Annotated in this window: 23 protein-coding genes; 18 read left to right on the top strand and 5 right to left on the bottom strand. The window is 73.7% G+C overall.

Annotated elements, in window-relative coordinates; translation table 11 throughout:
• Nucleotides 1–110 precede the first annotated feature (110 nt).
• Complete coding sequence (locus J2S59_RS19990) at nt 111–3053, top strand: FG-GAP-like repeat-containing protein (RefSeq protein WP_306825440.1); 2943 nt, start codon at nt 111–113, stop codon at nt 3051–3053.
• Nucleotides 3054–3135: 82 nt separating this feature from the next.
• Here J2S59_RS19990 and J2S59_RS19985 read toward each other — a convergent pair whose 3' ends face one another.
• Nucleotides 3136–4704, bottom strand: coding sequence for an IS1634 family transposase (locus tag J2S59_RS19985; protein WP_306825439.1), 1569 nt, complete (start codon nt 4702–4704; stop codon nt 3136–3138).
• On the opposite strand from J2S59_RS19985, the gene J2S59_RS19980 reads away from it, so the two are divergent.
• Nucleotides 4664–4954 carry a hypothetical protein gene (locus J2S59_RS19980; RefSeq protein ID WP_306825438.1) on the top strand — a complete coding sequence of 97 codons (291 nt, stop codon included), beginning with the start codon at nt 4664–4666 and terminating at the stop codon, nt 4952–4954. The genes J2S59_RS19985 and J2S59_RS19980 overlap by 41 nt on opposite strands.
• A 15-nt stretch (nt 4955–4969) precedes the next feature.
• Here J2S59_RS19980 and J2S59_RS19975 read toward each other — a convergent pair whose 3' ends face one another.
• Nucleotides 4970–5713 carry a TIGR03089 family protein gene (locus J2S59_RS19975; RefSeq protein ID WP_306825437.1) on the bottom strand — a complete coding sequence of 248 codons (744 nt, stop codon included), beginning with the start codon at nt 5711–5713 and terminating at the stop codon, nt 4970–4972.
• Nucleotides 5714–5750: 37 nt separating this feature from the next.
• On the opposite strand from J2S59_RS19975, the gene J2S59_RS19970 reads away from it, so the two are divergent.
• Entirely contained in the window at nt 5751–6809 is a 1059-nt protein-coding gene (locus J2S59_RS19970; protein WP_068123156.1) for a nucleotidyltransferase family protein, read from the top strand.
• On the opposite strand, the gene cofE is transcribed toward J2S59_RS19970, so the two are convergent.
• Nucleotides 6778–7884, bottom strand: a complete 1107-nt coding sequence (gene cofE / locus J2S59_RS19965) for a coenzyme F420-0:L-glutamate ligase (RefSeq protein WP_068123153.1) — start codon at nt 7882–7884, stop codon at nt 6778–6780. The genes J2S59_RS19970 and cofE overlap by 32 nt on opposite strands.
• 20 nt (nt 7885–7904) lie before the next feature.
• A complete protein-coding gene (gene cofD / locus J2S59_RS19960; RefSeq protein WP_068123152.1) occupies nt 7905–8921 on the bottom strand; it encodes a 2-phospho-L-lactate transferase in 1017 nt (338 codons plus the stop codon).
• A 211-nt stretch (nt 8922–9132) separates the two neighbouring features.
• Here cofD and J2S59_RS19955 point away from each other — a divergent pair, with 211 nt between their 5' ends.
• The 3 genes from J2S59_RS19955 to J2S59_RS19945 are packed head-to-tail and all read left to right on the top strand — an operon-like array spanning nt 9133 to nt 13521.
• The gene (locus J2S59_RS19955) at nt 9133–9387 is read left to right on the top strand and encodes a WhiB family transcriptional regulator (RefSeq protein WP_068123164.1); all 255 of its coding nucleotides are present in this window, start codon (nt 9133–9135) and stop codon (nt 9385–9387) included.
• A 31-nt stretch (nt 9388–9418) separates the two neighbouring features.
• Nucleotides 9419–12163, top strand: coding sequence for a glycosyltransferase (locus J2S59_RS19950; protein ID WP_068123149.1), 2745 nt, complete (start codon nt 9419–9421; stop codon nt 12161–12163).
• Nucleotides 12160–13521, top strand: coding sequence for a DUF5719 family protein (locus J2S59_RS19945; protein WP_068123146.1), 1362 nt, complete (start codon nt 12160–12162; stop codon nt 13519–13521). The genes J2S59_RS19950 and J2S59_RS19945 overlap by 4 nt, the downstream gene beginning before the upstream one ends.
• 4 nt (nt 13522–13525) lie before the next feature.
• On the opposite strand, the gene J2S59_RS19940 is transcribed toward J2S59_RS19945, so the two are convergent.
• Nucleotides 13526–13978 (bottom strand): metallopeptidase family protein, encoded by a 453-nt coding sequence (locus J2S59_RS19940; RefSeq protein ID WP_181642410.1) that lies wholly within the window; start codon nt 13976–13978, stop codon nt 13526–13528.
• A 50-nt stretch (nt 13979–14028) separates the two neighbouring features.
• Between J2S59_RS19940 and J2S59_RS19935 the strand changes: the two genes are divergently transcribed.
• From J2S59_RS19935 to J2S59_RS19880, 12 genes are all read left to right on the top strand, one after another.
• Nucleotides 14029–14412, top strand: coding sequence for a DUF3499 domain-containing protein (locus J2S59_RS19935; RefSeq protein WP_068123143.1), 384 nt, complete (start codon nt 14029–14031; stop codon nt 14410–14412).
• Nucleotides 14413–14448: 36 nt separating this feature from the next.
• Nucleotides 14449–15819, top strand: a complete 1371-nt coding sequence (locus J2S59_RS19930) for a phosphomannomutase/phosphoglucomutase (protein ID WP_306825436.1) — start codon at nt 14449–14451, stop codon at nt 15817–15819.
• Between the two features lie 17 nt (nt 15820–15836).
• Entirely contained in the window at nt 15837–16046 is a 210-nt protein-coding gene (locus tag J2S59_RS19925) for a Trm112 family protein (RefSeq protein WP_068124207.1), read from the top strand.
• 11 nt (nt 16047–16057) lie between these two features.
• On the top strand, nt 16058–17110 hold the full coding sequence (locus tag J2S59_RS19920) for an SIS domain-containing protein (RefSeq protein ID WP_068124190.1): 1053 nt from the start codon (nt 16058–16060) through the stop codon (nt 17108–17110).
• Nucleotides 17107–18051 carry a DUF808 domain-containing protein gene (locus tag J2S59_RS19915; RefSeq protein ID WP_068124192.1) on the top strand — a complete coding sequence of 315 codons (945 nt, stop codon included), beginning with the start codon at nt 17107–17109 and terminating at the stop codon, nt 18049–18051. The genes J2S59_RS19920 and J2S59_RS19915 overlap by 4 nt, the downstream gene beginning before the upstream one ends.
• A gap of 84 nt (nt 18052–18135) precedes the next feature.
• Nucleotides 18136–19581, top strand: a complete 1446-nt coding sequence (gene ahcY, locus J2S59_RS19910; RefSeq protein WP_068124194.1) for an adenosylhomocysteinase — start codon at nt 18136–18138, stop codon at nt 19579–19581.
• Between the two features lie 41 nt (nt 19582–19622).
• Entirely contained in the window at nt 19623–20318 is a 696-nt protein-coding gene (gene mtrA, locus J2S59_RS19905; protein ID WP_220138590.1) for an MtrAB system response regulator MtrA, read from the top strand.
• 22 nt (nt 20319–20340) lie between these two features.
• The gene (gene mtrB, locus J2S59_RS19900; protein ID WP_068124211.1) at nt 20341–21966 is read left to right on the top strand and encodes an MtrAB system histidine kinase MtrB; all 1626 of its coding nucleotides are present in this window, start codon (nt 20341–20343) and stop codon (nt 21964–21966) included.
• A 2-nt stretch (nt 21967–21968) separates the two neighbouring features.
• Nucleotides 21969–23771, top strand: coding sequence for an LpqB family beta-propeller domain-containing protein (locus J2S59_RS19895; RefSeq protein WP_068124196.1), 1803 nt, complete (start codon nt 21969–21971; stop codon nt 23769–23771).
• A gap of 94 nt (nt 23772–23865) precedes the next feature.
• Nucleotides 23866–24615, top strand: coding sequence for a ComF family protein (locus J2S59_RS19890; RefSeq protein WP_246360578.1), 750 nt, complete (start codon nt 23866–23868; stop codon nt 24613–24615).
• 121 nt (nt 24616–24736) lie between these two features.
• Nucleotides 24737–25375 (top strand): ribosome hibernation-promoting factor, HPF/YfiA family, encoded by a 639-nt coding sequence (gene hpf, locus J2S59_RS19885; RefSeq protein ID WP_068124201.1) that lies wholly within the window; start codon nt 24737–24739, stop codon nt 25373–25375.
• Between the two features lie 83 nt (nt 25376–25458).
• Complete coding sequence (locus J2S59_RS19880) at nt 25459–26148, top strand: response regulator (RefSeq protein WP_246360579.1); 690 nt, start codon at nt 25459–25461, stop codon at nt 26146–26148.
• Nucleotides 26149–26172: the final 24 nt, after the last annotated feature.

The raw sequence follows: 26172 nt of genomic DNA, 5'->3' as shown, positions 1-26172 counted from the left end.
TAATTCACCGAATTACACGTGTGTATTTCTTGTCGCCGACTTGCCAGAATGCCTGTTACTGGTGTGAAAATTGAGCACTCGTGTGAATTCCTTCCCCTGGAGTGCCCCTGATGACGGCGTGGATCGATCGTTTCGTGACCGCGTGCCAGCAGTCCCTGGCGCTCGGTGTCGTGCTCGCTGTCGGCATCTCCGCGGCGGCGGTGACGTCGCTGGAGCTCGTCGAGCCCGGCGCCACGTCCGGAGCCTCGCCCAGCGTCACGCGGGCAGGTACGGAGGTCGCACTCGTGGCGTCCGCACCGACCCAGGCGAAGGTCTCCGAGCGGGCGCTCGATGCCCCCACCGTCCGTCTGCGTCCTGCTGAGGCCGCCCGCTCGCTCGTGGTCACCGGGGTCGACCACGAGCACGACCACGAGCACGGCGAGCAGCCGCAGGCGAAGGCACGGGGCATGCGCACCCAGGCGGTGCCGGCAGGGAAGGCCGGCACCGCCACCACCAGCACCCCTGCCGTCGAGCGGGTCGTGAGCGACCCGGAGCCGGCAAGCGGGTACGCCGCCGTGGGCGTCACCTGGTCGCCGCGCGACGCCGGCACCGAGGCGGTCTCGATCGAGGTGCGCACTCGCACCGACGGCGTCTGGACCGACTGGGAGCCGGTGCACTACGACGCCGACCACCAGCCCGACCCGGGCAGCGCCGACGCCGCACAGGCCCGACCGGGCACCGACGCGATCCTCGTCGGCGAGGTCGACGCGGTGCAGGTGCGCGCCGATGCGCCGGCGGGCCGGCTGCCGCGCGACCTGCGGGTCGCGGTGGTCGACCCGGGCGAGACGGTCGACCCGGTCCAGCAGACGCCGGCGATCGACACCGGCACCCTGGAGTCCGAGGGCGACGGGTACGAGGGCGACGCTGCGTCGCTGAGCAGCGCCGAGCCCGTCGCGCCGGTCGAGGCGGTGCCCGCGGCCTCGGCCACGCCGCGTCCGCAGATCTTCAGTCGCGCCCAGTGGGGAGCCGACGAGTCGATGCGCCGCTCGGCGCCGTCGTTCTTCGAGGTCCACGCCGGCTTCGTGCACCACACCGTCAACACCAACGACTACACCCGCGCCCAGGTGCCGGCGCTGCTGCGCAGCATCTACGCCTACCACACGCGCTCGCGGGGCTGGAGCGACGTCGGCTACAACTTCATCGTCGACAAGTTCGGACGCATCTGGGAGGGCCGTTACGGCGGCGTCGACCGTCCGGTCGTGGGGGCGCACACCTCGGGCTACAACGAGCGCTCGTTCGCAGGCTCCGCGCTGGGCAACTTCGAGACCGCGAAGCCGTCGCAGGCCGTGATCGACGCGTTCGGTGACCTCTTCGCCTGGAAGCTGGCGCTGCACGGCGTCGACGCCGCCTCGAGCGCGCAGCGGGTCGGCTCGCGTACCTTCCGCGCCATCAACGGGCACCGCGACGCGGGCTCCACCGCCTGCCCCGGTGCGCACCTCTATGCCCGGTTGGCCGACATCCGCACCGCCGCGAGCCTCGCCCAGGCCGGCTGGGGCGGACGCGACCGGCGTACCTCCCTCACCGGCGACGACCAGCCATCGTTCATGGTGCGCGACGCCACGACCAAGGAGCTGTTCTCGGTGACCACGGGCGGGGGTCAGCTGTCGTGGATCTCGCCGAAGGGCCTGCCGCACTACTTCACCGGCGCGCACGCGTTCGTTAGCCCGGTGGGCGACCTCAACGGTGACGGGTACGCCGACCTGATCGCCCGCAAGGTGGGGGAGAAGCGCTCCAGCCAGTACCTGGGCAACGGCAAGGGCTTCACCCGCGCGAAGAACCGTCCGACGCGCTTCGCGAAGGCCGACATGGTGGTGGGCGTCGGCGACGTCAACCGCGACGGCCACAACGACGTCGTCGCCCGCAACGGCAGCAACGGACGGCTCTTCCTCCTCCGCGGCAAGGGCAACGGCACCTTCGCCAACCCGGTGCTGATGGCGACGGGCTGGGATGCCTACAACGCGACCGTCGGCATCGGCGACCTCGACGGTGACGGGCGTCCCGACCTCGCCGCCCGCGACTCCGCCGGCCGGCTGTGGCTGTTCCCCGGCACCGGGACGGCCGCGCTCGGAGCCCGCGTGCAGCTGCCCGGTGGCTGGTCCGGCTTCGACGTCCTCACCTCCGGTGGCGACGTCACCGGCGACGGGCTCCCGGACCTCGTGGCCCGCAGCCGGGCGACGAAGCAGACTTATCTCTACCCCGGCGACGGCGCCGGGGGCTTCCAGGCCCGGCTCGGCCCGTACGCCGCCCCGCGCAAGCTGGTCGGGTTCATGGTCGCTGGCGACGTCCGGCGTACGGCGCACCCCGACCTCGTCGGGCTCGGTCCCCAAGGCCGGCTCGTCGTCGTCGCGCACCGGGGCACCACCGCCGGCGTCTCGATCAAGCCCACGGGCATCGAGATGCCGGGCACCCGCCTGATGACGATCGGCGACTGGGACAACGACGGTCGCGGCGACATCCTGCACGGCCCGCGGAACGGGCGGCTCTACCTGCGGCCCGGGCGCGGCGACGGCACCTTCGGCGAACCCGTGCTCATGGGGTCGGGCTTCCAGAGCGTCACCAACCTCGCAGCGGTCGGCGACATGACCGGCGACGGGATGCCCGACCTGCTCGGCCTACCCGCCAGCGGCGGCTACCGGCTCTACCCGAGCAACGGTGCCACCGGCTTCGGCGCGAGCTACGTCGCCCGCTCGCGGTTCACCGCACGCGACCACGTCGGGCTCGGGCTGTGGGACAGCGACGGTGCACCCGACAGCGCGTTCCGGGTCGGCAACTCGCTGGTGCTCTACCGGGGCAACGGTCCGGGCGGGCTGATCAAGGGCGCGACGATCGCGACGGGGCTGGCGCCGTACGACTGGCTGCTCAGCGTCGGTGACCTCAACGGCGATCGGCGTCCCGACCTGCTCGCGCGCGAGAAGGCCACCGGTCAGCTGTGGTTGCTGCCGGGCACCTCCTCGGGCTTCGGCGCCCCCCAGCTGTTCGCCGACGGGTTCGACCGCTTCGACCTCGCCGGCTGAGCCCGGCGGCGAGGCTCAGGCGCGCTCGACGCGGGCCGCGCGCTCCTGAGAGGCGCCTGACTCGCGCCACCGGGGTGTGTCACTAAGCGTCGATGCCGAGCGCGTCGATGATCGCCTCGGCGGCCGGGGTGATCGGGTCGGCGGCGATGTGTTCGTGGCCGGCGATCTGCACGCTGATCTGCTGGATCGGTCGCAGGGCCTGGACGATCTTCTTGATGCTCAGTCCGGTGAGGTTCTGCAGGTCGCGCGCGATCGCGAGGGCTGCGAACACGATGGTGAGGTGGGCCTCGATCGCGTCGCGGGTGTGGTGGAACATCGGTCGTGCTGCGAGGTCGGTCTTGGACATCCGGAAGGACTGCTCGACGTGCCACAGGTCGTGGTAGTTCGCGATCACCTCTCCCGCGGGCATGAGGGCGGCCTCGATGTTGGTGACGTAGCCCTTGAGCCCGACGAGGTCACGTGCTCTGGCCAGTGAGGTCTCGTCGAGCTCGGTGGCGCCGTTGCGGGTCTTGACGAACCGCGGCGTGCGGGCGGCCTTCTCGCCGGCGACGACGGCACGGGCCTTGCTCTCCTGCAACGTCAGCGTCTTGTTGTCCCGCGCTGCTCGCTTGGCCGAGTACGCCCACACCGCTCGCCACGACTTGGCATGCACCTTCGGATCCCACACGGGTTCGGCGCGTCGATGCGGGTCGCTGGACTTCACCGCGGTGCCGCGCTGATCGCGCGGGGTGATGGTGTCGATGACCTGGGCGTCGGTGAACGCGTTCCCGTGCCAACGGAAGTGCGACTCCAGATCCTTGGGGGCTTTGGTCACCCGGGACCCGACGATGAACCGCAGCCCGGCGTCGTCGAGCTCGCGCAGGTTGCCCGCGGACAACATCCCGGCGTCGGCGACCACGACCATGTCCGCGATGCCGTGGCGCTGCGCGAACTGTTTGACGATCGGGATGATCGTGGTGGTCTCGGCTTTGTTGCCCTCGAAGCAGCCGATCTCGAGGGGGAACCCGCGTCGATCCACCAACAGGCCCACGACGATCTGGGGGTCGACGCGGCGTTCCTTGGAGTAGCCGACCTTGCGGAGCTCGTCCTCGTTCTCGGCTTCGAAGTAGAGCGTGGTGACGTCGTAGAGCACCAGCGACACGTCCCCACTGGTCACGGCGTGGGTGAAGCAGGCGTCTGCGATCTGGCCCCGGTAATCAAGTTGCTGGGCGCGTTGCAGCGCACGGAACATCGTGCGCAACGACGCTGGCGCGACGCCGATCTCGTTCAACACGCGCACCGAGTCGGCCTTCGAGGTCGGCTCGACGATCCGCGCCAGCACGAGCTGGGCGAACGCGTCGTCATCGATGACGTCGAACCCGAGCCTGGAGTATGCCTCGGTCAGGACCTGCCACAGCAGCGCGGAGCGCTTGCTGGTGATCAGGCCAGGGCGTTGCGGCACGCCCTCATCTTCGAGCCCGACACCGTCGAGGTCGAGAGCCTCCTGACCCTCGTGCAGACGCCGGCGTGCTTGCGCCATCAGCACCGCTAACTCGGCATCGGTGCGAGCCGTGCCGACGTGCTCGAGGACCACGTCGCGTCCATCGTGGCGTTCGGCGAGCTGGACCTTCGTGCTGCCCGAGCGCCCCTGCGCCTTCCGCACGAACACCACCAGCGAAGGCTATCGAGCCCCGGGGTGTGTCAATCACGGCGTCCGCAAGCCCCTGACCTGCACAAACGGAGACGAGGTCAGCGATCTCCGCTCAAGTGGCACGAGTCAGGTCAACGGCGATCGGCGTCCCGACCTGCTCGCGCGCGAGAAGGCCACCGGTCAGCTGTGGTTGCTGCCGGGCACCTCCTCGGGCTTCGGCGCCCCCCAGCTGTTCGCCGACGGGTTCGACCGCTTCGACCTCGCCGGCTGAGCCCGGCGGCGAGGCTCAGGCGCGCTCGACGCGGGCCGCGCGCTCCTGAGAGGCGCGCGGCTCCCAGCCGGCGACGTCGGGGTGGCGCACCCACACCGTCGAGCCGCCGTGGGCGACGGCGCCGAGCAGCAGAGCCAGACCGCGGTCACTGGTGGGTGACAGGTCCGTAAGGACCCGCTCGGCGCTGGCGTCGCCCGCCTGCGCGAGGTCGGCGTGGGTGCGCGTGCCGTCGGCGGCCGCGAACGCGGGGTCCTCGGCGCTCGGCGGATCGGAGGGGATGAACGCGTCGGGCTGACCCGGGACGGCGATCGCGAAGTCCAGCACCCCGGGCGGCAGCGGTTCGGCGAACGGACCGCCGAGCGGGCGCAGGGACACCCCGATGACCTGTGCGCTGCCCGCGGACGCGGCCGCATGGTCGGCCAGCCGGTCCGGGCCGCTGACCACGACGACCGGGTCGGCACCCGCATCGGTGCCCGGCACGGCGACGACCGCGCCCACCGTCCAGCAGGCCAGGAGCCACACGGGGGTGAGCCAGTGGGTGGGGAGGTCCACCAACACCGTGTCGCCGCGCTCGACGTCGAGCTCCTCGACCAGCAGGCTCGCGGTCTTGGCGACCCAGTTGGCGGTCGTGACGACCGAGAGCTCCACCCGCTCGCCGGTCGCGTCGTCGTAGAAGGTCACCAGCGGCCGGGCGGGGTCGCGGCGCTGGGCCTCGGCGAGCAGGGCGGGCACGGTCGCGGCGGCGGGGAGCGGGCTCACGGCGGCCAGCGTACGGCGGCTGCTTGGATGTGCGGTCATGGAGACCACGAGGAACAGCGGGTTCGAGGCCGTCATCGTCGCCGGTGGTTTCGGCACCCGGTTGCTGCCGCTGACGAAGCACCGCCCCAAGCACCTCCTCGAGGTCGCCGGCGTGCCGTTCCTCGAGCACCAGATCGCCCGGCTGGCCCAGGCCGGTGCCGACCACGTCGTGCTGGCGACCAGCTACCACGCCGACCTGTTCGAGCCCATCCTCGGCGACGGCAGCCGCTGGGGGCTGCGGCTGAGCTACGTCCTCGAGGACGAGCCGCTCGGCACGGGCGGAGCGATCCGCAACGTCGCCGCCGCGCTGCGGCCCGACCCGGACGCGCCGATCGTCATCCTCAACGGTGACGTCCTGTCGGGCCACGACCTGGGCGGCCAGCTGGCCGACTTCGCCCGGCCGCGTGACGGCCGCCCGGTCGAGGTGTCGCTGCACCTGGTCGAGGTCACCGACGCGCGCGCGTTCGGGTGCGTCCCGACCGACGGGGCCGGGCGCGTCACCGCGTTCGTCGAGAAGTCCGACGACCCGGTCACCAACCAGGTCAACGCGGGGTGCTACGTCTTCCGTCGCGCCGTGATCGACACGATCCCCGCTGGTCGCGTCGTCTCGGTCGAGCGCGAGACCTTCCCCGGCCTGGTCGCCGACGGCCACGTGGTGGTCGGCTTCGTCGAGACGGCGTACTGGCGCGACGTGGGCACGCCCGAGGCACTTGTGGCAGCCTCCGCCGAGCTGGTCCGTGGCGTCGGTACGAGCCCGGCGACGCCGTCGTCCGACGGGGACCGCTGGGTCGCGACGGACGCCGACGTCGCGGGCGACGCAGTCGTCGACGGCGGCTCGACCGTCTGCGGCGGCGCCCGGGTCGGCGCGGGCGCCCTGGTGCGCGGCACGGTGCTGATGCCGGGTGCCGTGGTCGAGGACGGTGCGCAGCTGACCGACGCGGTGGTCGGCCCCGGTGCTCGGGTCGGAGCCGGTGCCCGGCTGGACCGGGTCACGGTGGGCGACGGGGTCGAGGTCCCCGCGGACGCTAGGCGGGAGGCGGGGTCCCGCCTGGAGTGACGCGGGGCGCCACGGCGAGCTCCACGGCGTTGTAGATCCCGGCGTCCACGAGCGTCGGGGCCCCCTGGGGCAGCCAGCCGCACGCGCGCAGCCAGGCGTCGCACGCACCGGCCACCTGGCCCAGCACGAACGCGTCGGGGATCGGTCCGGGCCCCGGCTCGACGCGCAAGCGCACGCGCCCGCTCCCGACCCAGCGGACCGTCCACTCACTCGGCCCGGGCAGCAGCCGGTGCAGCAGCTCGGTCACGACGGCGGTGGCCTCGGCCGGCAGGTCCTCGGGCGCGAGTGGGGCGCCGTACCCGACGAGGTCGTCGTCGCGGGTCGCCGCGGCTCGCACCGCGTCGCGCGCGCCGAAGCCGAACAGGTCCTGGTCCGGTTCGCGCACCAGCGCGCGAGCGCCAGGACCGTCCTCGCCGACCGGCAGGACCCGGTCGGCCAGGCCGCGCACGAGCGCGAACGGCCGACCGCTCAGCTTGCCCTTGACCAGGTCGCCCACAGCCGCGAGCTCGTCGGGCACGGCCGGGGCGGTGACCGCGAGCGTGTTGCCGTGGGCATCGGTCAGCCCGGCGTGGTCGTCGTACGGCGCGAGCCCGGCCATGCCGATCGCGATGTCGGTCTGGCCGTGGCGCCACGCGCGGCCCGCGGTGTCGGTGACGATCACCGCGACCCGGCGGCCCGTGCGCTCGGCGAGCGCGGCGCGCAGCACGCGTGCCGAGGCATCGGGGGCGACCGGCAGCAGCAGGACGCTGCCGGCGTCGGTGTTGGAGCTGTCGATGCCGGCGCCGGCCATCACCAGCCCGTGGCGGGTCCGCACGATCGTCGTCGGGCCACGGCGCGCGACCACGCGGACGGTCTCGTCGGCGAGCACCTCGTCGCGCCCACCGGAGCGCTGACGGTCCTCCGCCTTGGAGACCACCTTGCTCGTCACCAGCACGACGTCATCGTCGAGGAGGCGCTCGCCGTTCGCCTCCAGCGCGGTGAGCAGCAGATCGACCAGGTCGTCGCCGGGTCTGACCTCGCCGACGCCCTCGGGGGCGAACGCGGTCAGTCGGGTGGGCGGCGCAGGAAGGGGCACACCCCCAGTCTCCCCGGTGCTCAGCCGCGGGGTGCGGCCAGGTCCACGGCGGCCTGCACCATCGCGGCCGTCGCGACCGGGTCGGTCATCATCAGCGGCACTGCCGCCGCGCGGATGCCACCGTCCTCGAGCGCCGCGACCTCGGCCGCGTCGCGCTCGTCGACGAGCCACCCGTCGAGATGGCCGGCCGGGCGGGCGCCGTAGTGCAGCCCCACGCCCGCGGCCGAGACCGGGATCCCCCGCGCCTCGAGCAGCTGCTGGGCCATCCCGCGCACGTGTCGTCCGCCGACGATGGGGGAGAGCCCGACCACGGGTGCCGGCGTGCGTCGGACTGCCTCGCCCAGACCGGGCACGCCGAGGATCGTGCCGACCGACACGATTGGGTTGGACGGCGGGAGGAGCACCAGGTCCGCGCCCTCGATCGCCTCGACCACACCGGGGCCGGGCGTCGCGTCCTCGACGCCGACCGGCACCACGGCGAGCGCGGGCACGGCCGCCTGGAGCCGGATCCAGTACTCCTGGAAGTGCACGACGCGCTGTCCCGAGGGGGCCTGGTCGTCGGGGACGGCGACGTGGGTCTCCACCCGGTCGTCGGTCATGGGCAGCAGCCGCACCCCGGGCTGCCAGCGCCGGCACAGCGCCTCGGTGACCGCCGAGAGCGGGTAGCCCGCCTCGAGCATCTGGGTGCGCACCAGGTGGGTGGCGAGGTCGCGGTCGCCGAGGCCGAACCAGGTCGGCTCCACGCCGTACGCCTTCAGCTCCTCGACCGCGTGCCAGGTCTCGTCGACCCGGCCCCAGCCGCGCTCGGCGTCGATCCCGCCGCCGAGGGTGTACATCACCGTGTCGAGGTCGGGACACACCTTGAGCCCGTGCACCCACATGTCGTCGGCGGTGTTGGCCACGACGGTGACCTCGGCAGGCGTCCCGCCGGCCTCGACGCGGGCGGCCGACCAGTGCAGCAGTCCTTGGAGGAAGCGGGCACCGCCGACCCCGCCGGAGAGCACGGTGATGCGGGTGGGCGAGGCGGAAGCGGGCACGACGACTGCTCCTCGGTCGGGGATGCGGCGGGCGATTTCGTCCGGTATCGGTCTACCAGTCCGGTACGGATCCTCGTTCAGGGGGAGCCATTACCAGACATGGGCTTGACTCAGCGGCATTGACAGGCATGTAATTTCATCCATGTCCTTCGAGAACGGAGGACACATGATGGGGCCCGCAAGGGTCTCACGGGTCGAAGGGGCGATGGCCGTGCGAGAGCTCTATGTGCTCGACGGAGACGCCGAGGAGCTGGGTTGGCAGGAGCGCGCGCTGTGCGCGCAGACCGACCCCGAGGCGTTCTTTCCGGAGAAGGGCGGCTCCACGCGGGAGGCCAAGAGGGTCTGCCTGACGTGCGAGGTGCGTGATGACTGTCTCGAGTACGCCTTGATGAACGATGAACGATTCGGCATCTGGGGCGGACTGTCCGAGCGCGAGCGGAGGAAGCTGAAGAAGCGCGCTGTCTGACCGTTCACGGGGACCCTTAGGGTTGCTCCCCGTGACCGTGACCGCCGTGCTTGTCAGCCATGACGGCGAGCGATGGCTCCCGCGTGTGCTGGCCGGTCTGGCGCGCCAGACCCGGCGCCCCGACGCGACCTGGGCGGTCGACACCGGCAGCGCGGATGCCTCGCCGGCTCTGCTCCGCGACGCGGTGGGGGCTGACCGGCTCCTCGTCGAGGCCCCGACCACGCCGTACGCCGCAGCGGTGCGCGCCGCGCTGGACGCCGATGCCGCGACGACCGGCGCGGACGGGGACGACTGGATCTGGCTGCTGCACGACGACAGTGCCCCGGCCCCCGACGCGCTCGAGGCCCTGCTCGCGGCGGCCGAGCGGTACCCCGACGCCAGCCTGCTCACCCCGAAGCTGCGCGAGTGGCCGTCGTTGCGCCGGCTGCTCGAGATCGGGGTGACGGTCAGCGGGACGGCCAAGCGCGAGACGGGGTTGGAGCGCGGGGAGTACGACCAGGGCCAGCACGACCGGGTCCGTGAGGTCCTGGCCGGCAACACCGCGGGACTCCTGGTCCGCCGCCGCGTCCTCGACGAGATCGGGCTCGACCCCGCGCTGGGAGTCTTCGCCGCCGACCTCGACCTCGGTTGGCGGGCCGCCCACGCCGGCCTGCGGACCCTGGCGGTGCCCGCAGCGGTGGTCTTCCACGCCGAGGCGGCCCACCGCGGCCAGCGCACGGGTCCGTGGACGGCTCGTCCCCGGCGCGCGGAGCGGACCGGCCAGATCCGGACCGTCCTGGCCAACTGCTCCCCGGCGGCGCTCCCGTTCGTCTACCTGCGGCTCGTGCTCGGCACGTTGCTGCGCGCGCTCGGCTTCCTCCTGGTCCGCGCGCCCGGTGACGCCTGGGACGAGGCGGCCGCCGCGCTGGGCGTCGGACTGCGGCCCTGGCGCGTCGTGGCGAGCCGGCGGCGGCGCCGACGCACCCGTACGGTGTCGGCGCGCGAGGTCCGGCCGCTGCTGCCGTCGCTGTGGCTGCCGTACCGCCGCGGCTGGGACTCCCTGGGTGACCTCGTCTCCGAGCTGTGGCACCTCGCCCGCGAGGGGCTCGCGCGGCGCTCGCAGGAACGGTCGTGGGCCTGGGGGCTGGTCGCCGGCGTCGCACTGCTCGCCGCGGCGGCGCTCGCCGGGCGCGACCTGCTCGCCGGCGCGCTGACAGGCGGAGTCGTCGCGGGCGGTGCGCTGCTGCCCGCACCGGCCGACGTCGGCACCTGGTGGTCGGCGATCGGACAGCAGCCGGTCGCCGCCTGGCTGCTGCCCGCCGCCGCGGTGGCCACGCTGCTCCTGGGCAGTCCGGGACTGCTGGTGCACCTGGTGCTGGTGCTGGCCGTGCCGCTGGCGACGTTCGCCGCGCTGCGGTTCTTCCGCCAGCTCCTCGGGCCCGGGGTCGCCTGGTGGGCGGCGCTCGCCTACGGACTCACCCTCGGGGTGTCCGGTGCGGTCGGATCCGGCCAGCTCGGGACGCTGGTCGCCGGCATCGTGCTCCCGCTGCTCGGGCGTAGCGCGCTCGGGATGCTGCCCTTCGCCGCGCCCGAGCAGCGTCGCCGTGCGGTCTGGCGGGTCGCGGCCTGGCTCGCCCTGACGACGGCCTTCGCCCCGTCGGCCTGGCTGCTCGCCGTCCTCGTGACCCTGGTCGCGCTCGGGATCGGGCTGCGGCACGGCGCGGTGCGCGCGGTGCTCCCGGTCCTCGTGCCCGTCGTCATGACGCCGCTGCTGCTCCTGCCCTGGGTCGGGACCCGCCTCGAGACCCCCGGTCTGCTCCTGCTCGAGGCCGGCCTGCCCACGCCGTACGCCGGGCTCGACGCGCTGGAGGTGCTGACCGGTCGGGTGGGCGACGGAGCGCCGGCGTGGTGGGGCCTCGGCATCGCCGTCGCCGCACTCGTCGTGCTGCTGCGCGCCGACACCCGCGTCTACGTGGCCTGGTGCTGGGCCTTCGGCGGCCTGGCGCTCGTGCTGGCCGGCGTGCTCACCCGGGTCGCCGTGACGGTGCCCGGCACCGGGGAGACCCTCGTCCCGACGCCGACGTACCCGCTGCTGGTCGCGCAGGCGGCCCTGATCTGCGCCGCCGCTCTCGGTGGCGACGGCGCGCGGCGGCAGATCACCGGGGCGAGCTTCGGCTGGCGCCAGCCGGTGGCGGCCGTCATCGTCCTCGGTGCCGTCGCGAGCCCGCTGGCTGCGGCGGTGTGGTGGGTCTCCGGCCAGGCGACCGAGGACCTGCGGATCGACCCCCGCGACCCGGTGCCGGCGTACATGACCCAGATCTCCCAGGCCCAGGACGGCTACGACGTCCTCGTCCTGCATCCCGTCGACGAGTCGGGCGTGGGCTGGACGGTGCGGCGGGGGGCCGGCGTGCGGCTCGGGCTGGAGTCGGCCGCGCTCGCGACGCCGTACGACACCGGGACGGCCCGCGCCGTCGTCGACCTGCTGACCGACGGAGGCCCGGACGCGGTCGGCGCACTCGTCGCGCAAGGCGTGGGCTACGTGTACGCCGCCCCGCCCGCCCCGCGGCGCGTGGTCGCGACCCTCGACGCCACCAGCGGCCTGGCGCCGGCCTCCGCGCCCCAGCGGCGCGCCGCCGCCTGGCAGCTCGAGGGCGCCGGCACGGCGGAGCGCCCGCACGAACGGGTCCCGGAGCTGCCGTGGCTGCTGCTCGGGCAGGGGCTGGCAGTCGTCGCCGTCGTCGTGCTCGCCGCGCCCGGCCGGCGGTCGGCGTCGACGGAGACGGAGACGGCCCGATGAGCCCCCGTCGTGGCACGCGGTCCGTACGCGGCCTCCTCGTCGCGCTGGTCGGCGTCCTCGGCGTCGCCGCCGGCACCTGGCTGACCGCCGACGCCCCGCCCGGGCTGTCCGAGCGCGACGACGTCGCCAGCGCTGCGGTGGCCCCCGCGAGCGTGGTCTGCCCCGCTCCGGGGGAGGCCGGCCGGCTGTCGGCGGCGGCGCTTGCACTCACCACGGACGCGCCGACCGCCACGCTGCGGGTCGCGCAGAGCTCCGCGAGCGCGGCTGACGGGGTCCTCCAGGTGCCCGGCGAGGAGCTTGCCGAGGACCTGTCGGTGGTGACCGCCGATCCGGTCACCCCCGACCTGGCGGCGACCGTCGACCGCACCCGACCGCGACTCAGCGCCACCGCCTGCGTCGTGGCCGGCGGACGCGTCTGGTTCACCGGCGTCGGGGCCGAGATCGACCACGCGGCGACCCTGGAGCTCGTCAACCCCGAGAGCGGCCCGGCCGTCGTCCGCGTGCGGGTTCTCGGCCCCGAGGGCCCGGTGGAGACCGTCGACCTGCGCGAGGTGAGCGTCCCGGCGGGGGAGCGGGTCACCGTCGACCTCGCCGACGCCGCCCCGGCGATCGGTGAGGTCGCACTCGAGGTCCGCACCACCCGCGGGCGGGTCGCCGCCTTCGTCACCGATCGCGTCGGGACCCTCGGGGCGGGCCGTCCGGCGACGGAGTCGGTCCCGTCGCAGACCACGCCCCGGCGCCAGGTGGTGCTCGGCGGACTGCCGGCCCGGGCGGACGGCCACGTCCTGGTCGTCGCCAACCCCGGCGAGTTCGAGGCGTTGGGCACCCTGGCGGTGCTCGGCCCCGATGGCACCTTCGTGCCCGAGGCCGACGCCGAGCTGCGGGTCCCCCCGGGCGGGACCGTCGCGGTCGACGTCAGCGAGGCGGTCGGCACCGCGGCTGCTGCGATCCGGGTGACGGCCGACAGCGCCGTGACCGCGGTGGTGCGCTCGCAGGTGGGAGCGGACATGACGTACGCCGGTCCGGTACGCCCGCTCGGCGCGGCCTCCGGTGCCGTGCTGCCGGCCGGGGTGCGGTCCGTCGTGCAGCTGTCCAGCGACGGCGACGCCCGTGAGCTGACCGTGCAGCCGTACGCCGCGGACGGGCGTGTCCTGGAGGCGCAGCAGGTCACGGTGCCGGTGGCGGGGACCGTGGCGGTCACCCTGCCCGAGCGCGCCCGGTCGGTCGTGGTGCGCGACGGTGGCTCCGGCGTACGCGGGGCGGTGGTGCTGCGCAGCGACGCGGGTGTCGCGGTGCTCCCGTTGCGGCCGGGTGCGGCACGTGCCCCGGCGCCGGTGGTCGTCCCGGTCGTCCGCTAGGCGCTCAGTCGTCGCCGTAGCGGGGGTCGATCTCCTCGACCGGCACGCCGAGCAGCTCCGCGATCTGCTCGACCAACACCGCGTGCACCAGCGCCGCCAGGTCGACCGGGCCGTCGGCGCGGTGCTCGAGCGGGCGGCGGAACAGCACGATCCGGGTGGGCGTCGTCGGGGTCGCCGGGGCCAGCGCCGCCAGCGGCACCACGTCACTGGCCCAATCGTCGGGCAGCCACGGGGTCTCCTCGACCGCGAACTGCGCACCACCCAGGTGCTCACCCCAGCGCTGCTCGAGCTCCGCGGCCACGGACCCGACGATGCGGTCGAAGCGCTCGCGGCGCGACCGGTCGGCGGGCACCCCCGCCGGGGTCAGGGGTCCCGGCAGGAAGGCCGGTCCCCGCGGGCCGCGGCCCCGGCGCTCACGCACGGATCCACGACGCGGTTCGGGCAGGGGGGCGGGCACGACCGCGAGCCTACGACGCGCTGTCGGGGCCAGGCGGTACCGTCTGCGCCGTGAGTTCGAGCCGTCGTTGTTCGCGGACCGCTTGCGCGCGCCCGGCGGTCACCACGTTGACCTACGTCTACGCCGACCAGACCGCCGTCCTCGGCCCGCTGGCGACCTTCGCCGAGCCCCACGCCTACGACCTCTGCGAGGCCCACAGCGAGCGGCTGAGCGCGCCGCGGGGCTGGGAGGTCCTGCGGCTCGCGCCCGACCCCGACGCCGCCGGCCCCTCCAGCGACGACCTGCTCGCCCTGGCCGACGCGGTGCGCGAGGCGGCCCGACCGGTGCCCGACGCCGCCCCAGGCGGCTACGTCACCGAGCCCGCCGGCGAGACCGGGCGCGAGGTCGGCCGCCGCGGCCACCTGCGGGTGCTGCGCTACCCCGCCGACGACTGATCGCCCACGATCGCGCGCGGGCTCTACGCTGACGCCATGAGCGCCAGCCCTCGGAGCACCGACGCCGCCAACCTCGCCGCCATCTTCAAGGCCTACGACGTGCGGGGGACCGTCCCCGACCAGATCGACGAGGACCTCGCCCGCGCGGTGGGCAGCGCCTTCGTCCCGGTGACCGGCGCCACGACCGTGGTCGTCGGTCACGACATGCGCCCGTCCTCGCCCGGCATGGCGGCGGCGTTCGCGGACGGCGCGGCCGCCGCCGGCGCCGACGTGGTCCTGATCGGCCTGGCCTCCACCGACCAGCTCTACTACGCCTCCGGCGCGCTCGGGCACCCCGGCGCGATGTTCACCGCCAGCCACAACCCCGCGCAATACAACGGCATCAAGATGTGCCGGGCACACGCCGTGCCCCTCGGTGCCGAGTCGGGCCTGATGGAGGTCCGGGACCGGGTCGCCGCCGGTGAGACCCCGACCGCCGAGCGGCGCGGCACCATCACCGAGCGCGACGTGCTCGCTGACTACGCCGCGCACCTGCGCAGCCTCGCCCCGGTGAGCGGGCGCCGCCTCAAGGTCGTCGTCGACGCCGGCAACGGCATGGCGGGCCACACCGCTCCGGCCGTCCTCGACCCGCTCGACCTCGACGTCGTGGCGATGTACTACGAGCTCGACGGCACCTTCCCGAACCACGAGGCCAACCCGATCGATGCGGCGACCCTCGTCGACCTGCAGGCTCGGGTGCGCGCCGAGGGCGCCGACGTCGGGCTCGCCTTCGACGGCGACGCCGACCGGTGCTTCCTCGTCGACGAGCGCGGCGAGCTGGTGAACCCCTCGGTGCTCACCGCCCTGATCGCCGCCCGGGAGCTGGCCAAGGAGCCGGGCGCGACCATCATCCACAACCTGATCACGTCGAAGGCCGTCCCGGCGATCGTCACCGAGCTCGGTGGCACCCCGGTCCGCACCCGCGTGGGCCACTCGTTCATCAAGGCGACGATGGCGGAGACCGGAGCGATCTTCGGGGGCGAGCACTCCGGGCACTTCTACTTCCGCGACTTCTGGCGCGCCGACTCCGGGATGCTGGCCGCCCTCCACGCCCTGGCAGCCCTCGCGGAGCAGGGGGGCACGCTGAGCGAGCTGCTCGCGGAGTACTCCCGCTTCGTGTCCTCCGGCGAGATCAACTCGACCGTCGACGACCAGCAGGCCGTCCTCGCCCGGCTGCGCGAGCAGTACGCCGGGAGCGACGGCGTGGAGGTCGACGAGCTCGACGGCCTGACCGTCACGCACGCCGACTGGTGGTTCAATGTGCGCGCCTCCAACACCGAGCCGCTGCTGCGGCTCAACGCCGAGGGCGCGGACGAGGCCACGATGGCGCGGGTCCGTGACGAGGTCCTCGCGGTGATCCGCGGCTGATGCCGCACAATGCAGTCATGTCCGACCACGAATCCGCCTCCGGTCCCGCCAGCGACCTCGGTCTCGACCCGCTGCTGCTCGAGCTGGTGGCGTGTCCCGACTGCCACGGGAGCCTGGCCGTCGACACGGACGCCTCCGAGCTCGTCTGCACCGCGTGCGGCCTGGCCTACCCCGTGCGCGACCGCATCCCCGTCCTCCTCGTCGACGAAGCCCGCCGGCCGAGCTGAGCCCTCGGCCGATGTTCGACGACAGCCTCCTCGACGACGCCGCGGCCCTCGCCCGGGCCGACCGCTTCCTACGGCCCCTGGCCGAGGCCGGCCCGCGGGTCCGGCAGGAGGCTGCCCAGTCCACCGAGGCCTGTGACGCGGCGGTGGCCGCGGCCGCCGGACAGGGACGGCCCCGGGCGGTCATCGCCGCCGGCCCCGACTCCCGGCTGCTGCGCGCGGTCCTCGAGCCGTGGTGCCCGGTCCCGTTCGTCGCCTGGCCGAGCGCCGGCCTGCCCGGCTGGGCGGGCGGGCTCGACCTCGTCGTCGTGCTGGCCCCCGAGGGCAACGACCGGGAGGCGGCGTCGAGCGTCGCCGAGGGCGTACGCCGGGGCTGCCAGCTGCTCGTCGCCTGCCCGGAGGGCTCCCTGGTGGCCGACCACGCGGCCGGCCGCTACACCTCGATCGTCCCGACCGTCACCCGCGACCAGCTCGCCGTCGCGGTGGCGGTGCTCGACGTCCTGCACCGCTGGGGCCTGGGGCCGCTGACCGAGCCCGAGCGCGTCGCCGACGCCCTCGACGCCGTGGCGATCGCGTGCGCCCCACACCGCGACATCAGCGTCAACCCGGCCAAGGAGATCGCGCTCAACCTCGCCGACGCGCTCCCGCTCGTGTGGGGCGGCAGCCCGCTGGCTGCGCACGCCGCCCGCCGCGTCAGCGAGGCGTTGCGCACCGTCACCGGTCGCCCGTCACTCGCCGGTGACGTCGACCACCTCGTCCCCGTGCTCGAGGCCGCTCCGAGACGCGACCTCTTCGCCGACCCCTTCGACGACACCGGCGGCCACGACCCGGTCCCGGCGCTGCTGATGCTCGACGACGGCTCGACCGACGCGGCCGTCCGCACCCGGCGCAGCGAGCTGCTGGCGTCCGCCGAACGCGCCGGGGTCCGGGTGCACACGGTCGACGGCGGCGGCGACCCGGACTCGGCGCCGACGGCGGCGTCGGAGCTCGCGCGCTACGCAGCGCTGCTGGCCACCGGCCGCTGGGCTGCGGCCTATCTCGCACTCGCCTCGGGGAGATGGACATGAGCGCCGGACTGTTCGGCCTGTTGGACGACGTGGCCGCACTGGCCCGGCTAGCGGCCGCCTCGGTGGACGACATCGGCGCCGCCGCGGGACGCGCGAGCCTGAAGGCCGCGGGTGTCGTCGTGGACGACACGGCCGTCACCCCGCAGTACGTCCAGGGCGTCGCCGCCGAGCGCGAGCTGCCGATCGTGCGGCGCATCGCCACGGGCTCGCTGCGCAACAAGATGCTCTTCATCCTCCCGGCTGCGCTGCTGCTCAGCGAGTTCCTGCCGTGGGTGCTCACCCCGCTGTTGATGATCGGCGGGGCCTACCTCTGCTACGAGGGTGCCCACAAGGTCTGGGCCGTGCTGCCCTGGAGCGGCGGCCACGGGCACGGGGCCGGTGACACTGACGCCCACGGCGCACCCGCTGCCGACGAGGGCACCGTCGTGTCCGGGGCGATCCGCACCGACTTCATCCTCTCGGCCGAGATCATGGTGATCGCGCTCAACGAGGTGGCCGACGAGCCGTTCGTGAGCCGCGCGCTCATCCTGATCGTGGTGGCCCTCGGCATCACCGCGCTCGTCTACGGCGTCGTCGCGCTGATCGTGAAGATGGACGACATCGGCCTCTCGCTCGCGCAGCGCACGTCGAAGGCCGCCCAGCGGGTCGGGCGCGGCCTGGTGCGGGCGATGCCGCACCTGCTGATCGTGATCACGGTCGTCGGCACCGCCGCGATGCTCTGGGTGGGAGGTCACATCGTCCTCGTGGGCGCCGACGAGCTCGGCTGGCACGCGCCGTACGACGCCGTCCACCACCTCGAGGTCGCGGTCCACGACGCCACCGGCGCCGCGGGTGGCACGCTCGGCTGGCTGGTCAACACCGCGGGGTCGGCGCTGGCCGGTGCGGTGCTCGGCGGGCTGCTGCTTCCCGTCGTCGCCGCAGCCCGTCGACTGCGCCGCTAGGCTGGGTCACTGTCCGCGGGAGATCCCACCGAGCGCAGAGGCGCTGCGGACCCTGACTGCACGTGCACGTATTTGAGGACACACATGGACTTCAAGGTCGCCGACCTGACCCTGGCCGACTTCGGACGCACCGAGATCACCCTGGCCGAGCACGAGATGCCGGGCCTGATGGCGATGCGCGAGCGCTACGCCGACGCGCAGCCGCTGGCCGGGGCCCGCATCGCCGGATCCCTGCACATGACCATCCAGACCGCGGTGCTGATCGAGACGCTGATCGCGCTGGGCGCGGAGGTCCGCTGGGCCTCCTGCAACATCTTCTCCACCCAGGACCACGCCGCCGCCGCGATCGTCGTCGGCCCCGACGGCACTCCCGACAACCCCGCCGGCGCCCCCGTCTTCGCCTGGAAGGGCGAGACGCTGGAGGAGTACTGGTGGTGCACCCAGCAGATCCTGCAGTGGCCCGACGGCCCGGACGGCGAGAAGCGCTTCGCCAACATGATCCTCGACGACGGCGGCGACGCCACGCTGCTCGTCCACCTCGGCGTCGAGGCCGAGAAGAGTGGCCAGGCGCCCGACCCGGCCACCGCCACGAGCGCGGAGCAGAAGGTCGTCTTCGAGGTGCTCCAGGCCTCGCTCGCGGAGTCGTCGGACCGCTGGACCCAGATCGGGGCCGAGATCCGCGGCGTGACCGAGGAGACCACCACCGGCGTCCTGCGCCTCTACGACATGATGAAGGCCGGCTCGCTGCTCTTCCCGGCGATCAACGTCAACGACTCGGTCACGAAGTCGAAGTTCGACAACAAGTACGGCTGCCGGCACTCGCTCATCGACGGCATCAACCGCGCCACCGACGTGCTCATCGGCGGCAAGGTCGCGGTGGTCTGCGGGTACGGCGACGTCGGCAAGGGCTGCGCGGAGTCGCTGCGCGGCCAGGGCGCCCGCGTCATCGTCACCGAGATCGACCCGATCTGCGCACTGCAGGCGGCCATGGACGGCTACCAGGTCACGACGCTGGAGGAGGTCCTGCCGATCGCCGACATCGTGATCACGGCCACCGGCAACAAGGACGTCGTCACCCTCGACCACATGCGGTCCATGAAGCACCAGGCGATCGTGGCTAACATCGGTCACTTCGACAACGAGATCGACATGGCCGGCCTCGAGGCGCCCGGGGTCGCGGAGTGCAAGAACGTCAAGCCGCAGGTCGACGTGTGGACCTTCCCCACCGGCAACTCGATCATCGTGCTCTCCGAGGGTCGCTTGATGAACCTCGGCAACGCGACCGGTCACCCGTCGTTCGTGATGTCGAACTCCTTCACCAACCAGGTGCTGGCCCAGATCGAGATCTTCACGAAGCCCGCGGAGTACCCCGTCGGCGTCTACGTGCTCCCCAAGCACCTCGACGAGGAGGTCGCCCGCCTGCACCTGGACGCCCTCGGCGTGAAGCTCACCGAGCTGTCGACCGACCAGGCGTCCTACCTCGGCATCCCGGTCGAGGGGCCCTACAAGTCCGACCACTACCGGTACTGATCCCGGACCCGGCAGCCTGACAGCCCCGCGAGAGCGCTCCCGTGACCACACCCGAAGCACCGCGCGCCAAGGTGCTCGTCGTCGACGACGACGCGTCCCTGGCGGAGATGCTGACCCTGGTGCTGCGCACCGAGGGGTTCGACTCGCGGGTGTGCCCGACCGGTGACAACGCGCTCGCGCAGCTGCGGGACTACCGCCCGGACGTCGTGCTCCTCGACGTCATGCTGCCGGGCAAGGACGGCATCGAGGTGTGCAAGGAGATCCGCGCCGAGTCCGGCGTACCGATCGTCATGCTCACCGCACGCAGCGACACCGTCGACGTGATCGTCGGCCTCGAGTCCGGGGCCGACGACTACGTCGTCAAGCCGTTCAAACCGAAGGAGCTCGTCGCCCGGATCCGCGCGCGCGTACGCCGCTTCGAGGAGCCGGCCCCGGAGATGATCACCGTCGGCGACCTGGTCATCGACGTCGCCGGCCACCAGGTGACCCGCGACGGCCGGCCGATCGCGCTGACCCCGCTGGAGTTCGACCTGCTGCTGTGCCTGGCGCGCAAGCCCTGGCAGGTCTTCACCCGCGAGGTGCTCCTCGAGCAGGTGTGGGGCTACCGGCACGCCGCCGACACCCGCTTGGTCAACGTCCACGTCCAGCGCCTGCGGTCGAAGGTCGAGCACGACCCCGAGAGTCCCGAGATCGTGGTCACGGTGCGCGGCGTGGGCTACAAGGCCGGCTCGTCCTGAGGACGCCGGTGAGGTGCCGCAGATGACCCGCCGCCCGGTCCGCCGCGCCCTCACCGTGTGGCGCCGGTCGATCCAGGCACGCGTCGTGGTCAGCACGATGGTGCTCGCGGCGCTGGTCGTCGGGGTGGTGGGCTGGCTGCTCCTGCATCAGATCGCCGACGGGCTCCTCGACGACCACGTCGCGGCGTCGCAGGCGGAGGCGCGCAACGAGACCACGTCCGCGCTCGTGCGCCTGAGCGCCGCCACCGGCGGCGAGACCGACGCCGCCGGCCAGGTGGCGCAGCTCGCCGAGAGCCTGGTGCTGCGCGGCGACGCGCGCGGGTTCCAGGTCGCGGTCACCGGACCTGTCGGCGGCAGCGGACCCGCCGCGGTCGGCACGCGGTCCACCCCGGGGCTGGACACCCAGAGTGTCCCGCGCCGGCTGCGCGAGGAGATCGAGTCCGGCGCCGGCTTCGCCTGGACCTTCGCGCCGGTGCGCTACCTGCCCGAGACGGGCCAGGAGTCCGCCCCCGCCGTGGTCGCGGGGGCCAGCCTGCTCCTGCCCGCCGACGGCAGCACATACGCCGTCTACTACCTCTTCCCGATGGTCGAGGAGGCCGAGACGCTCTCGGTGGTCCAGCGTGCCCTCCTCACCGGTGGTGCCCTGCTGCTCGTGATGGTCGGTGGGGTCACCTGGCTCGTCACCCGGCAGGTCGTCGTGCCGGTCCGGATCGCGCGTCGGGTGGCCGAGCGGCTGGCCAGCGGCCGGCTGCAGGAGCGGATGCACGTCTCCGGTGAGGACGACCTGGCTCGCCTGGCCACCTCGTTCAACCAGATGGCCACGAGCCTGCAGCAGCAGATCCGCCAGCTCGAGGAGCTGTCCCGGGTGCAGCGCCGGTTCGTCTCCGACGTGTCCCACGAGCTGCGCACACCGCTGACGACCGTGCGCATGGCCGGGGACGTGCTCCACGAGGCACGCGACGACTTCGACCCCGTCACCCGGCGGTCGGCCGAGCTGCTGCAGACCGAGCTCGACCGGTTCGAGGTGCTGCTCGCCGACCTGCTCGAGATCAGCCGCTTCGACGCCGGTGCGGCCGTTCTCGACCTGGAGGACATCAACCTCGTCGACCTGGCGCACCGCGTCGTCGAGGCCGTCCGCCCGGTCGCGGAGGCCCACGGGACCCACCTGGTCGTCCGCGCCGTCGGGCCCTGCATCGCCGAGGTCGACCCGCGCCGCGTCGAGCGGATCGTGCGCAACCTCGTGCTCAACGCCATCGACCACGCCGAGGACCGCGAGGTCGTCGTCCAGCTCGCCCGCGACGACCAGGCCGTGGCGCTCGCGGTCCGCGACTACGGCGTCGGTCTGGCCCGTGGTGAGGCGGCGATGGTCTTCAACCGGTTCTGGCGCGCCGACCCGGCGCGCGCCCGCAGCTCCGGCGGCACGGGTCTCGGCCTGGCCATCGCGCTCGAGGACGCCCGGCTGCACGGCGGGTGGCTGCAGGCCTGGGGCGAGCCCGGGGGCGGCGCGCAGTTCCGGCTCACGCTGCCCCGCCGGGCCGGGGGAGCCCTCACCCGCAGCCCCATCCCGCTGGTGCCGCCGGACGCCTCGCGTCGGGGCCGGGTCGCCGGTGCGCGGCTGGGTGTGGCCGGGACGGGAGGGACGCCGTGAGGATGCCCGCGTTCCTTGCCGGGGTCGTGGCGGCGCTGGCCTCGCTCGTGTGCGCCGGCTGCGTCGCGCTGCCGGAGAGCGGCCCCGTGGAGACCGGCCGAGCGGTCGCCGGGCAGGAGATCGGCGACGCGCCGTACTTCTCCCCGCCGCCCCCGCTGACCGGGGCGACGCCGGCGCAGCTCGCGGCCGGCTTCATCCGGGCGATGGAGGCCAACCCCGTGACGACCGCGGTCGCGCGCGGCTACCTCACGAGCGAGGCGGCCCGTGCCTGGCGACCCGACCGCGCCACGATCGTCTACTCCAGCTTCACCGTCCTCCCGGCGGCCGGGAGCGAGGCCGACGGCGTCGAGATCGTCCTGAGCGACGCGCGGCGTCTCGACCGGCGCGGGGCCTGGGAGGGCACCACCGGCGCCGGCGAGGAGACGCTGCGGATCCCCGTCGCCCGCGAGAGCGGGGAGTGGCGGATCACCGACCCGCCGGACGCGCTGATCGTCCCCGAGACGTTCTTCCGTGCCCGCTTCGAGCGCGTCGCCCTCTACTACTTCGACCCGTCGCTGCAGGTGCTCGTGCCGCAGATCGTCTATGTCCCCGGGGGGGACCAGATGGCGACCCGGCTCGTGCGCGGCCTGCTCGAGGGTCCCCGCCCCGGCGCCGACGACGGACTGCGCACCCTGCTCCCGCCCGGCATGGACGTCGAGCTGTCGGTCCCGGTCACCCGAGGGCGCGCGGAGATCTCGCTGGTCTCGACCGGCGGGGTCCGCGCGCAGCCCGATCTCGACGCGGAGGCGACCAAGCTGCTGGCCGCGCAGCTCAGCTGGACGCTGCGCCAGGTGCCCGAGGTCGACCGCGTGAGCGTCCTGGTCGACGACACCCCGCTGACCTTCCCCGGAGGCGCGACCGAGGTCCCCGTGACCTACGGCGCCGACTTCGACCCGGCCGTGCTCTGGGCGTCCCGGTCGCTGTTCGGCGTCCGCGACGACCTGGTCGTGGAGCTCGTGGACGGCCGCGAGCGACCGGTGACCGGGTGGTTCGGCGAGAATCCCGGCAGCTACCGCAGCCTCGGTGTCAGCCTGGCCGGCGGCGATGTCGCGGCGGTGACCGCCGACGGGAGTCGGATGCTGCTCGGCGCGGCGCAGCGCAGCGCGGGCAGCGCGGACCCGGCCCCGCCCGCCCAGGTGGCCGGGGTGGAGTTCCTGCCGCCGGCCTGGGACCACCAGCGGACGCTCTGGCTGGTCGACCGCCGGGCCGCGGGTGCACGGGTCCTCGCCGGCCGGCCCTCGGGCGGCGCCGGCGGACTGGCCCCGGTCGACGTCCCCGGGATCAGTGGCGAGGACGTGGTCGCGTTCCTCGTCTCGCGCGACGGCAGTCGGCTGGTCGCCGCGATCGACGGTCCGGCCGGTACGCCCGACCGGGTGGTCGTCGCCCGGCTGGTCCGCGATGCGCAGGGCAGCGTCGTCGACGCCCGACCAGCACGTGCCCTGGAGTCGGTGGGCGCCGCCGGGCTGACGGACGTGGTCGACCTGGGCTGGGTCACGCCCACCACGATCGCGGTCCTCGACCGCCCGGCCGACGGCGTCTCCCACGTCCACGTCGGGCCGTTCGACGGGTCCACCGGGGTGGGGGAGGAGACGTTCGCCCCGCGCGTCTTCCGCAACGTCGCCCAGGGACTGGTCACCGCCCCGACCCCCGGCGTACCCCTGCTCCTGGACTCGGCGGAGGGCCAGCTCTACCAGGTCTCCTCCGCCGGTCGGTGGTCCCTGGCCGACCTCGGCTCCGGGGTCGGCCTGCCCACCTTCGTCGGCTGACCCGGCGCGCGTCCCCAGCCGGCGTCGGCTGACGGGTTCCCCCAGGCCGAGCACGGGGCGAGCGGCGCGGGCGCCGTCCATCGAGGCTGGGTGCGTGGAGCCCCGCCAGCTGTACGACGCCTGGGTCGACCTCGCCCTCGGCGGCGCCTGCGTCGGGTGTGGTCGACCCGGCCGGCTGTGGTGCCCGGCGTGCGCGCGCAGCACCCTGGCCGACGCCACCCGCACTGTCGGACCGGTGCGTCCGACACCGTGTCCGGACGGCCTCGTCCCGGTCCATGCCAGCGGCCCGTACGCCGACCCGGTGCGCGCCGCGGTGCTCGCCCACAAGGAGCGGCGAGCCTGGTCGCTGGGCAGACCGCTCGGGCAGCTGCTGGCGCTCGCGGTGCAGGACCTGCTGGTCACCGAGGGTGCGGCGGGCACGACGTACCCGGTCCTGCTGGTGCCGGTGCCCTCGCGTCCGAGCAGCGTGCGTGAGCGTGGGGTGGACGCGACTGCGCGGCTGGCGCGACTCGCCGTGGGCCCGCTGCGTGCCGTCGGCGTACGCGCGCAGCCGGTCCCGTTGCTCCGGCTCGCCGGGCAGGTGCAGGACCAAGGTGACCTCGACGCCCACGCACGGCTGGCCAACCTGGCGGGTGGGATGCGCGTGCGGCCCCGGGTCCGCGCCCGCCTTCCTCGCCTCGGACCGGTGCACGTGGTGGTCTGCGACGACGTGGTCACCACCGGGGCGACGGCCCGGGAGGCGCAACGCGCGCTGGAGGTCGCGGGGGTCCCGGTGCTGGGTGTGACGGCCGTCGCGGCCACCCGGCGGCGGGCCTGGCTACCGTTTCTGGACCCGGCCGACTAGCGTCTGTGTATGGAGACCATCCCGGCCCGTGCGACACGTTCTCGGGGTGCTCTGCCCCGGGCGTCGACACGTTCCGCCGGGGTGGCTCACCCGCCGAGGTAGCCGACTGCAGGAGGTTCACGTGGACGTCGTGGTCAACGCCAGGAACTGCGAGGTGACCGAGAGGTTCCGCGCGCACGCTGAGGAGAAGCTGACCAAGCTCGAGAAGCACGACCACCGCCTGATGCGCGTCGAGGTCGAGGTCGAGGCAGAGCGGAACCCGCGCCAGCACGACCGCGCGGTGCGCGTGGAGCTGACCGCGTTCAGCAAGGGCCCCGTCATCCGGGCCGAGGCGGCCGCCGAGGACAAGATGGCCGCGCTCGACCTGGCGCTGGACAAGATGGCGACCCAGATGCGACGCGCCGCCGACCGGCGCCGCGTCCACCGCGGCCGGCACCGCCCGACCTCGGTCGCCGAGGCGCTCGCCGACACGGCGCCGCCCTCGTCGGGCAGCCTCGTCGACGAGCTGACCTCCGCGAAGGACGACGACGCCGAGACCGCCCGTCAGGTCGGCTCGATCGCCGTGCTGGGCGACGGCCCGCTCGTCGTGCGCGAGAAGACCCACACCGCCGCGCCGATGACGCTCGACCAGGCGCTGTATGAGATGGAGCTGGTCGGGCACGACTTCTTCCTGTTCATCGACAAGGAGTCCGAGCGTCCGTCGGTGGTCTACCGCCGACGTGGCTACGACTACGGCGTGATCTCGCTCGAGCTCACCTGAGTCACGGCGCCACCCTGACGACGATCGCGGGGGCCCAGGCGTTTGCGCTCCGGTGCCCCCGCGGTCGTGTCATGATGCACCCCGTGTCCCCGACCCTCGCCGCCAGCGCCACCGGTCCCGTGGAGCCCGTACGCGTGATCGTCGTCGACGACCAGGAGCTGTTCCGCCGCGGGTTGACGATGCTGCTGGCCGCCGAGGACGACATCGAGGTCGTCGGCGAGGCCAGTGACGGGACGTCTGCCGTCGAGCTCGCGACCGCCACGGTCCCCGACGTCATCCTCATGGACGTGCGGATGCCCAAGGGCTCCGGCATCGAGGCGTGCGTGTCCATCAAGCAGGTGGCGCCGTCGGCCAAGATCATCATGCTCACCGTCAGCGACGAGGAGGGCGACCTCTACGACGCGGTGAAGAGCGGCGCCTCCGGCTACCTGCTCAAGGACTCCTCGATCGACGAGGTCGCGCAGGCCGTCCGCGTCGTGGCCGACGGGCAGTCCCTGATCAGTCCGTCGATGGCGGTGAAGCTGATCGACGAGTTCAAGCAGATGGCGCGCGCCGACCGCGACCAGGTCCCGACGCCGCGGCTCACCGAGCGCGAGCTCGAGGTGCTGCGCAAGGTCGCCGAGGGCCTCAACAACCGCGAGATCGCCAAGCAGCTGTTCATCAGCGAGAACACCGTCAAGAACCACGTCCGCAACATCCTCGAGAAGCTCCAGCTGCACTCGCGGATGGAGGCGGTCATGTACGCCGTGCGCGAGAAGCTCCTCGACATCTGATCGGTCGGTGCGAGCCTCCGTGCG

It is taken from the genome of Nocardioides massiliensis (genome assembly GCF_030811215.1).
Lineage (GTDB): Bacteria > Actinomycetota > Actinomycetes > Propionibacteriales > Nocardioidaceae > Nocardioides_A > Nocardioides_A massiliensis.
Note: the sequence above shows the minus strand (reverse complement) of the source record. Positions and strands in the feature narration are given on the sequence as shown.

What these genes read in the sequence shown, in the direction of transcription:
- J2S59_RS19930 (WP_306825436.1), top strand. Translation starts at nt 14,449, where the DNA reads ATGAGCGCCAGCCCTCGGAGCACCGACGCCGCCAACCTCGCCGCCATC.
- J2S59_RS19925 (WP_068124207.1), top strand. Translation starts at nt 15,837, where the DNA reads ATGTCCGACCACGAATCCGCCTCCGGTCCCGCCAGCGACCTCGGTCTC.
- J2S59_RS19920 (WP_068124190.1), top strand. Translation starts at nt 16,058, where the DNA reads ATGTTCGACGACAGCCTCCTCGACGACGCCGCGGCCCTCGCCCGGGCC.
- J2S59_RS19895 (WP_068124196.1), top strand. Translation starts at nt 21,969, where the DNA reads ATGCCCGCGTTCCTTGCCGGGGTCGTGGCGGCGCTGGCCTCGCTCGTG.
- ahcY (WP_068124194.1), top strand. Translation starts at nt 18,136, where the DNA reads ATGGACTTCAAGGTCGCCGACCTGACCCTGGCCGACTTCGGACGCACC.
- J2S59_RS19945 (WP_068123146.1), top strand. Translation starts at nt 12,160, where the DNA reads ATGAGCCCCCGTCGTGGCACGCGGTCCGTACGCGGCCTCCTCGTCGCG.
- J2S59_RS19990 (WP_306825440.1), top strand. Translation starts at nt 111, where the DNA reads ATGACGGCGTGGATCGATCGTTTCGTGACCGCGTGCCAGCAGTCCCTG.
- J2S59_RS19970 (WP_068123156.1), top strand. Translation starts at nt 5,751, where the DNA reads ATGGAGACCACGAGGAACAGCGGGTTCGAGGCCGTCATCGTCGCCGGT.
- mtrB (WP_068124211.1), top strand. Translation starts at nt 20,341, where the DNA reads ATGACCCGCCGCCCGGTCCGCCGCGCCCTCACCGTGTGGCGCCGGTCG.
- J2S59_RS19915 (WP_068124192.1), top strand. Translation starts at nt 17,107, where the DNA reads ATGAGCGCCGGACTGTTCGGCCTGTTGGACGACGTGGCCGCACTGGCC.